The 7,838-nt window shown below is 73.2% G+C and carries 7 protein-coding genes and 1 pseudogene; all 8 read right to left on the bottom strand.

Annotated elements, in window-relative coordinates:
• Positions 1-17: 17 nt before the first annotated feature.
• The 8 genes and pseudogenes from ABZ281_RS28390 to ABZ281_RS28355 all read right to left on the bottom strand — a co-directional run bounded on the left by ABZ281_RS28390 (position 18) and on the right by ABZ281_RS28355 (position 7,737).
• Positions 18-352 (bottom strand): annotated as a pseudogene (locus tag ABZ281_RS28390) (DUF3140 domain-containing protein).
• 6 nt (positions 353-358) lie between these two features.
• Positions 359-589, bottom strand: coding sequence for a DUF2945 domain-containing protein (locus ABZ281_RS28385; protein ID WP_356659955.1), 231 nt, complete (start codon positions 587-589; stop codon positions 359-361).
• 56 nt (positions 590-645) lie between these two features.
• Complete coding sequence (locus ABZ281_RS28380; protein ID WP_356659959.1) at positions 646-1,695, bottom strand: acyltransferase family protein; 1,050 nt, start codon at positions 1,693-1,695, stop codon at positions 646-648.
• 258 nt (positions 1,696-1,953) lie between these two features.
• On the bottom strand, positions 1,954-3,507 hold the full coding sequence (locus ABZ281_RS28375; protein ID WP_356659953.1) for an ATP-binding cassette domain-containing protein: 1,554 nt from the start codon (positions 3,505-3,507) through the stop codon (positions 1,954-1,956).
• Positions 3,504-4,310, bottom strand: a complete 807-nt coding sequence (locus ABZ281_RS28370; RefSeq protein ID WP_356659951.1) for an ABC transporter permease subunit — start codon at positions 4,308-4,310, stop codon at positions 3,504-3,506. The genes ABZ281_RS28375 and ABZ281_RS28370 overlap by 4 nt, the downstream gene beginning before the upstream one ends.
• Positions 4,307-5,239 (bottom strand): ABC transporter permease, encoded by a 933-nt coding sequence (locus ABZ281_RS28365; RefSeq protein ID WP_356659957.1) that lies wholly within the window; start codon positions 5,237-5,239, stop codon positions 4,307-4,309. The genes ABZ281_RS28370 and ABZ281_RS28365 overlap by 4 nt, the downstream gene beginning before the upstream one ends.
• Positions 5,240-5,370: 131 nt before the next feature.
• Positions 5,371-6,939, bottom strand: coding sequence for an ABC transporter substrate-binding protein (locus tag ABZ281_RS28360; protein ID WP_356659949.1), 1,569 nt, complete (start codon positions 6,937-6,939; stop codon positions 5,371-5,373).
• 15 nt (positions 6,940-6,954) lie between these two features.
• Positions 6,955-7,737, bottom strand: coding sequence for a class I SAM-dependent methyltransferase (locus ABZ281_RS28355; protein ID WP_356659947.1), 783 nt, complete (start codon positions 7,735-7,737; stop codon positions 6,955-6,957).
• Positions 7,738-7,838 lie beyond the last annotated feature (101 nt).

The following is a 7,838-nucleotide window of genomic DNA, read 5'->3' as shown; positions in this document are numbered from 1 at the left end:
GCCCCCCGGCCGGGCCGTCACCCGCCGAGCGGGTCGTGGCCCCAGTTCATCAGGGAGTACCGCCACCGTGAGTCCCGTACGTCCCCGGAGGGCCGCTGGGCCAGGTGGCGACGGACGTGGCCGACGACCTTGCGCATGTGCCGGTAGTCGTCGTCGATGAGGTCGCTCTTCCTGGCCCGCAGGATCGCCACGATCCGCCGGCCGGAGGCGTGCCCAGTGGCTCGCCCCCGTCCTGGTGCTGTCCGGCGCTGCGCGAATCGTCGGACTCCAGCCACTTCTCCAGGTCGGCCGGTGTCATGTTCACCAGCTCACGGACGTCGTTCCAGGTCTCCTCGCGCTCCCCGTCGTCCACGCCGCCTCACTTCTTCTTCTTGAGCGCGGACGGCTTGTGCACCGCGGTCCTGCCGGACTTGTCGCTGCGCACCTCGTACTGCGGGTCGTCCGACGAGGCGTCGACCGTGCGGCCGGATGCCTCGGTCCGTTCGGTGATCTCCCGCTCCACCTCGCCCTCGGTGCGGCTGCCATGACTGCTCCAGGTGACCTTGTCGCCCTTCTTCGGCTTTCCGCCCTCGTTGCGGCCTTTCGCCATGCCGGTGCTCCCTCGCGGACAAGGTGTGCTGTCCTTCCAGCGTGCGGGCTGGGCGATCAGGACGCAGCCCGACGGGCACCGGCCCGGGTGGCGCCCGTGCCGCCGAAGGCCCACGCCATGCGGGGCTCCGTCACACAGCGGAAGAACCGTCGTACAGACGGTGTGCACAGGGCCGTCACGACCAGGGCCGCGACCAGGGTGGCGGTGATCACGCCGGCGGGCCCGCGGACCCAGGCCGGCTCGTACCAGCCCCCGTACTTCGCGGCCTGTGCGACGAAACCGTGCAGCAGATAGCCGGACAGGGTGCCGGCGCCCAGCGCGGTGAACCAGGTCCGGCGTCCGGGCACCCAGGCGAGGAAGCAGCCGACCAGGACGAGGGAGCAGCCGAAGGCGGCCAGGGTCATCAGGGGCCCGTACCAGAGGGGGACGCCGAGCTCCGGGGCGCTGTCGGCGTGGAAGAACCAGGCGTAGTCCATCCGCGGGACCGCCCAGTACGCCACCGCCAGGGCGCAGAAGGCCACCGGCACGGCGAGGATCCGTACCGTGCGTCGCCGCACCAGCCGGAAGTGCTCCGGCCGCAGCAGCAGACCGAACACGAAGTACGGCAGGAACTGCAGGGTGCGCTGCAGATCGAGGTCGTGGCCGATGGACGGTGCGGTCGTCGCCGCCATCGCCACGGCCAGGGCGAGCGGGAGCGGCCATCGCACCAGCCGCCAGAGCGGCGTGGTCAGTCGCCAGACGAACAGCGCCGCGAGGAACCAGGTGAGGTACAGGGGGTCCAGCAGGCTGACCGGGCGGTCGGGGTCCTGGCTGGTCCAGCGGGTGAACAGGGTGTACGCCGTCTCGAACACCACGTACGGGACGACGACGCCGGTGACCAGGCGCTTGAGGCGGGCCGGGCTGCCGTCGAAGGTGTGTGAGAAGTAGCCGGAGATGATGATGAACGCCGGCATGTGGAAGGCGTAGACGAGCATGTAGAGGGCGGTGACGGCCCTGCTGCCCTGGCGCAGTGGCTCCCAGGCGTGCCCCACTGCCACGAGCACGATCGCGAGGTACTTGGCGTTGTCGAAGAACGCGTCCCGCGGACGGGCCGGTCGGGGCGCCACGTCCGGCTGTTTCGTGTGCGTACGTTCCGTGTGCGCCTGTTCCGCCTGTGCCTGTTTCGTCTGCGCCGCCCGGCCCGCTTCGGCGTCCGGGCCGACCGTGGTCACCGTGTCACTCACGGGGCCTCCCGGAGCGACTCGGTGCGAGGGTGCCTCGTCTGGCCGGGAGTAAAGGAGTGGGGTGCGCGCAGAACATCGCCCGCACCCTAATCACAGGGCCGTGCTTTCGTTCAACTCGTAACGGGCGTGGCGCGCTTCGGTTCATGCCCGGGTATACGTGCCGGGACGGGCGATCGTCTCCCGGAGAGCGACGGTGAGCGGGTGCCGGGGCTCGGTCAGGACCCGCCGGGCCGGGCCGTGCTCGACCAGTTCACCGGCGTCGAGTACGGCGATGCGGTGGGCGAGTGCGGCCGTGTCCAGGTCGTGGGTGATGAGGACGAGGGCGAGGTCGGCGTGGTCACGGACCAGGGTCGTGAGCAGGTCGAGGAGGCCGCGGCGGGTCACGGTGTCGAGGCCTGAGGTGATCTCGTCGCAGATCAGGACCCGGGGCCGGGCGAGGAGGGCGCGGGCGAGGGCGGCGCGCTGGAGTTCGCCGCCGGAGAGCTCGCCGGGGCGGCGGGTGAGCTCGTCCGCGAGTCCGAGGCGCGCGAGGGTGGTGCGGGCCTCGGCGGTGGCGCTCTCCTGGTCGGTGCCGCGCAGCCGGACGGCGGTGCGGGCGACCTGGGCGAGGACGGGCCGGTGCTCGTCGAAGGCGGCCCGGGAGTCCTGGAACACGTACTGCACGGCGGCGAGTTGCGCCCTGCTGCGATGGCGCAGGCTGCGCGGCAGTGCGGTGCCGTCGAGCAGGATCTCGCCGTCGTGGTCCCGGTGGAGGCCCGCGAGGCAGCGGGCGAGGGTGGTTTTGCCGCTGCCGGAACGGCCTACGACGGCCAGGCATTCACCGCGGTGCAGGGCCAGGCGCGAGAGGCTCAGGACGGGGGTCCCGCCCTCGTGTACGGCGGTCATGTCCCGTACTTCCAGGACGGGTTGCCCGGTGCCGGCAGGTGCCTCCTCGGGCGATGCCGTCCGCCGTGCGTCGAGCAGCCGCCGCGTCCACTCGTGCCGGGGCGCCTCCCACACTCGCCGCACGGGGCCCGACTCCACGACCCGGCCGGCGCGCAGGACGAGGACGTCGTCGGCGAGAGCCCGGACCACATCGAGGTCGTGGCTGAGCAGGACGACCGCGACGCCCCGGGCCGCGACCGCCGCCAGCCGGTCGACGATGCCGCTCCTGGTGAGCACGTCCTGGCCGGTGGTGGGCTCGTCGGTGACGATGACCCGGGCGCCGAGGAGAAGGGCCTGGGCCAGCACGACGCGCTGCTGCTGGCCACCCGAGAGCTGGTGCGGATAGCGGCGCAACAGGTCCACGGCATCGGGAAGTCGGGCGTCCGCCATGGCGCGCAGGACCAGTTCGCGAGCCGCCCCACGGCGCTCGGTGCGGGGGAGGTGGCGTACGTGGGGGCGGGCGATGTCGTCGAGCAGTGCGCTGACGCGGCGGGCCGGGTTGAGGACGGCGGCCGGATGCTGGGGCACGTAACCCACCGGCCCGTCGCCCGGCCGGCGTACCTCTCCGGTGACCCGGGCCCCGGCCGGATACTCCCCCAGCAGCGCGAGTCCCGTGGTGGTCTTGCCGCTGCCGGAGGCACCGACCAGGGCGGTCACCCGGCCGGGAAGCACCCGCAGGCGCAGCCCGTCGACGATCGTGCGGCCGTCGACCTCGACACACAGGTCGTTGATCTCGGCGACGGGCTCCGCCGGGTCCGTCTCATGGTTCACGGCCGCCGTCCCTTCCTTGTCGGGCTCTTCGCCAGGGCGGCGTCGAAGAGCAGGTTGGTGCCCGTCGTCAGGGCGACGATCAGCAGCGCGGGGACGACCACGGCCCAGGGCTGCACGAAGAGACCGGTGCGGTTGCGGTCGACCATGACCGCCCAGTCGGCGGCGTCCGTGGCGACTCCCACGCCGAGGAAGGCGGCCGTCGACACCAGGTACAGCACACCCGTCAGCCGGATGCCGGCGTCAGCGGCCAGCGTGCGCAGTGCCGAGCGGCCGACGTAGCCGACGGCGACGCGCCACCACGTCTCGCCCTGCATGCGCAGGGCCTCCACCGCGGGCCGGGCGGCCGCCTCGGCCGCGGCGGCCCTGACGATCCGGGCGGCGTCGGGCACGTTCACCAGCGCGACGAGCAGCGCGAGCCCCGCGGCGCCGGGCGAGAACACCGACGCCACCAGCAGGATCAGCAGCAGCGACGGTACGGCGAGCAGGACGTCCAGGGGCCGCATCAGCAGCTCCTCCAGCCGCCGCGCGTGGGTGACTGCGCTGACGAGACCGACCGGCAGCGCGACGAGGTAGGCGAGGGCCGTGGCCGCGAGGGCCGTCAGCACGACCGTACGACCGCCGTGCAGCACCTGCTGCCAGACATCCCGGCCCACGAAGTCCGTGCCGAGCCAGTGGCCGTCGCCGGGGGTGAAGGAGATGCCGCGGGGACCGGGTTCACCGGCGGCCAGGGGCCCCAGGAGGGCGAGGAGCAGTGGGACGGCGACGATCGTCAGGCCGAGGAGGAAGCGGCGCGGGGCCCTCATGCGGCCACCCCCGCCCGGGGCGTCAGCCGGTACGCCACCACGTCCGCGCCCAGATTCAGTACGACGGTCAGCACGCCGAACGCGACCGCCAGTCCCTGCACCACCGGCACGTCCCGTTCGGCGACGGCGTTGAGGAGGACGGTTCCGAGCCCGGGGATCACGAACAACGCCTCCACGACGATGACGCCGCACAGCAGCCAGTCGGCGGTACGGGCGAGTTGCTGGGCGGCCGGGGCGAGGGCGCCCGGCAGGGCGTGGGCGTAGCGGACGCGGGCGCCGGGGACGCCGTAGCGGCGGGCGTGGGCGGCGTAGGGCGAGCCCAGGGCGTCGACCATGCCGGCCCGGACGAGCCGGGACAGGGAGCAGACCGGGCGCGACAGCAGGACCAGTACGGGCAGGACGAGCACGGCCGGGTGGCCCAGCAGGTCCGTGCCGTAGCCCACCGCGGTCGGCGGCAGCCAGGCGAGCTTCAGCGCGAACACCGTCACCAGCAGCACTCCGAGCGCGAACTCGGGCACGGCGTAGACGGCGAGGGTCAGCGAGCTGACCAGGCGGTCGGTCAACCGCCCCTCGTGGCGGGCGGCGAGCACGCCGAGCCCGAACCCGAGCGGGACGAGCAGGACCAGGGTGAGCGCGGCCAGCAGCAGGGTCGGGCCGAAGCCCTCGGCTATGTACCGGGACACGGGCCGGCCGGAGGCCAGGGACGTGCCGAAGTCGCCGTGCAGCAGGCCGGCGGCCCAGCTCAGCAGCCGTTCGTGGGCGGGCCGGTCCAGGTCCATTGCGTCGCGGATCGCGGCGATGCGGGCGGGGTCGGGCTGATCGCCCGCGAGGGCGACGGCGGCGTCGCCCGGCAGGGCTTCGGTGAGGGCGAAGACCAGGAGGACGACGGCCAGGGTCTGGAGCAGGCCGAGGGTCAGGCGCCGGGCGATGAAGGAGCCCAGCGGGCCGTGCGCTGTGCCGCGGTGGGCCGTCGAGCGGCTGCCGCGGCGTCGTGGCTTGTCGCGCACCGCGGCGCAGCCGCGGAGCGACGCAGCCCCGCGCGCCTTCCGGGTGTCTGTGCTCATGCCAGCCATACGTTGTCGAAGCGGGCCCAGTCGAGGGTATTGGCGGGGGCCTTGGTCTCGACTCCTCTGACGTTGCGGGCCGTTCCGAGGATCCAGTCGGCGAAGCCCCAGATGAGGAAGCCGCCCTCGGTGTACAGGCGGCGCTGCATCCGCTCGTAGACAGCCGCCCGCTGGCTCTTGTCACGGGTGGACTGGGCCTGCCGGTACTGCGCGTCGAAGTCCTTGTGGTGCCACTTGGTGGCGTTGGTCGTGGAGTCGGTGAGCAGGCGCTGGGAGATGTGGGCCTCGATGGGCATGGCCCCGGAGCGGTAGCAGCACAGGGTGCCGCCGTCGAGGATGTCGCTCCAGTAGGAGTCCTTGCTGCCCGTCCGCACGTCGAGCGTGACTCCGGCCTTGGCGGCCTGGTCGCGGAAGATGCCGGCGGCCTCGGTGAATCCGGCGGCGACGGCCGAGGTGTCCAGGGTGACCTTCAGCTTCCCGGCGCCGGCCCGCTTGAGCAGGGCGCGGGCGCGGTCGAGGTCCTGGCTGCGCTGCGGCAGGGAAGAGGCGTAGTACTCGTAGCCCTTGCCGAACAGGTCGTTGGCGACCTCGCCCGCGCCGGACAGGGCGCCGTCGACGAGTTCCTGCCGGTCGGCGATGAGGAAGAAGGCCTCCCGCACCCGCCTGTCGTCGAAGGGCGGCCGGTCGGTCTTCATGCAGAACGCCTGCATGGCGCTGTTGCGCAGCCGCACGATCTCGATCCGGCCCCGGTCCTCGTGGGCGCGGGCGGTGGCCGGGTTGAGCTCGTGGGCGTACTCGACCTGGCCGCCCAGCAGGGCGTTGACCCGCGCGGACTCCTCGTTGGCGACGACGAACTCGATCTCGTCGAGGTGCGGGGCGCCGTCCCAGTACGCGTCGTTGCGGCGGAAGACGGCGGAGCGGCCGGGCGCGAAGGAGACGAACCGGAAGGGGCCCGAGCCGATCGGCCTCTTGTCGAAGTCGGACGCGTTCTCGGGGACGATGTACGCGCCGAACGCGGCCAGGACGTTGGGGAACTCGGCCGTGGGGCGCTTGAGGACGAACTCGATGGTCCTCTCGCCTGTGGCGCGGCTGGCGTCGAGGTCGATGGGTTCGAGGGAGGCCTTGGCGCGGAACGTCTTCTCGGGGTCGGCGATACGGCGGTAGCTGTGGAGGACGTCCTTTGGGGTGACCGGCCTGCCGTCGTGGAAGGTGGCTTCGCGGAGGGTGACCTGCCAGCGGTCGAGGGACTTGTTCGGCTCCCACTTCTCGGCGAGGCGGGGCCGGGCGGCGAGGTCGGGGCCGTAGTCGGCGAGTTTGTCGTAGAGGGCCTTGGCGCGGGCGACGTCGGCGAAAAGGTTGGCCAGGTGCGGGTCGAGGGTCTCGCTCGCGCCGCCTCCGGCGAAGGCGGCGCGCAGGCGTCCGCCCCGCTTCGGCGGTCCGTCGCCGCCGGCGGCCTCGTCGTCCGTGCCGCCGCCCGCGCAGCCCGCGAGGGCCAGGACGGCGGCGCCGGTGCCGGCGGCGAGGAAGCCGCGGCGGTGCAGGCCGGGAAAGCGTTCGTCGTACATGAGTGGTCCTTCGTGTCAGTGGGTGTGCAGGCGCGCGACGAGGTGCAGCCGGTCCCCGTCGGCGGCCGCGCCGGGCGACTCGTTCGTCCGCCAGGGCGGTTCGGTGCGCGGGCCGGGGCCGTCGTGGAGTTCGAGCACCTCGAATCCGTGCGCGGCGAGGAAGTGCCGCAGTTCGTGCGGGAACAGCAGCCGCCAGGCGGAGTGCTGCGGGACGGGCGGGGAACCGTCGTCGGTCGTCCACACGCGGGTGCGGCGCAGGAGTTGGGCCGTACGGTCCACGGTCAGCGTGGTGCGGGACCGGTAGGTCCTGTCCTGCCAGGTGAAGGCGTCGACGGCGGGCCGGTCGAGCAGGTCGGTCCGGCCCAGGAAGTACGCGCCGTTGCGCAGCTCGGCGACGAGCAGGCCGCCCGGTGCGAGGGCGTGGCGGCAGGAGGCGAGGAAGCCGTCGAGCTGGTCGTTGGTGTGGCAGTACAGCAGGGAGCTGTCCAGGCAGACCACGGCGTCGAAGGAACCGAGGTCGAAGCCGTGCAGGTCGGCGCGGACGTACCGGGGTCCGGGGTGGTGCGCGCGGGCGTGGGCGAGCATCGCCTCGGAGAGGTCGGCGCCGGTCACCGTCCGGCCGGCCCCGTGCAGGTGCGCGGCATCGCGGCCGGTGCCGCAGCCCATGTCCAGGACCCGCGGCCCGGCCCCGTGGCGGCGCAGGCAGTCCTCGGTCCACCGGGCGGCCAGCCGCTCGGTGTCGGGGAACCGCGCCTCGTACAGCGCGGGGTGGTCGGTGAGCAGGTTTTTGCTGGTCACGCCCTGCTCCTGTCCCCCACCGGCGCGGCGGCCCCCGGGGCGGTACCGGCGGGCAGGGCGCCGCGCCGGTGCAGCCGGGCCACGCCGAGCGCGGAGGCGAG

It is taken from the genome of Streptomyces sp. NPDC006265, assembly GCF_040613555.1.
GTDB lineage: Bacteria > Actinomycetota > Actinomycetes > Streptomycetales > Streptomycetaceae > Streptomyces.
The sequence above is the reverse complement of the archived record's forward strand: the minus strand, read 5'-3'. Positions and strand labels throughout refer to the sequence as shown.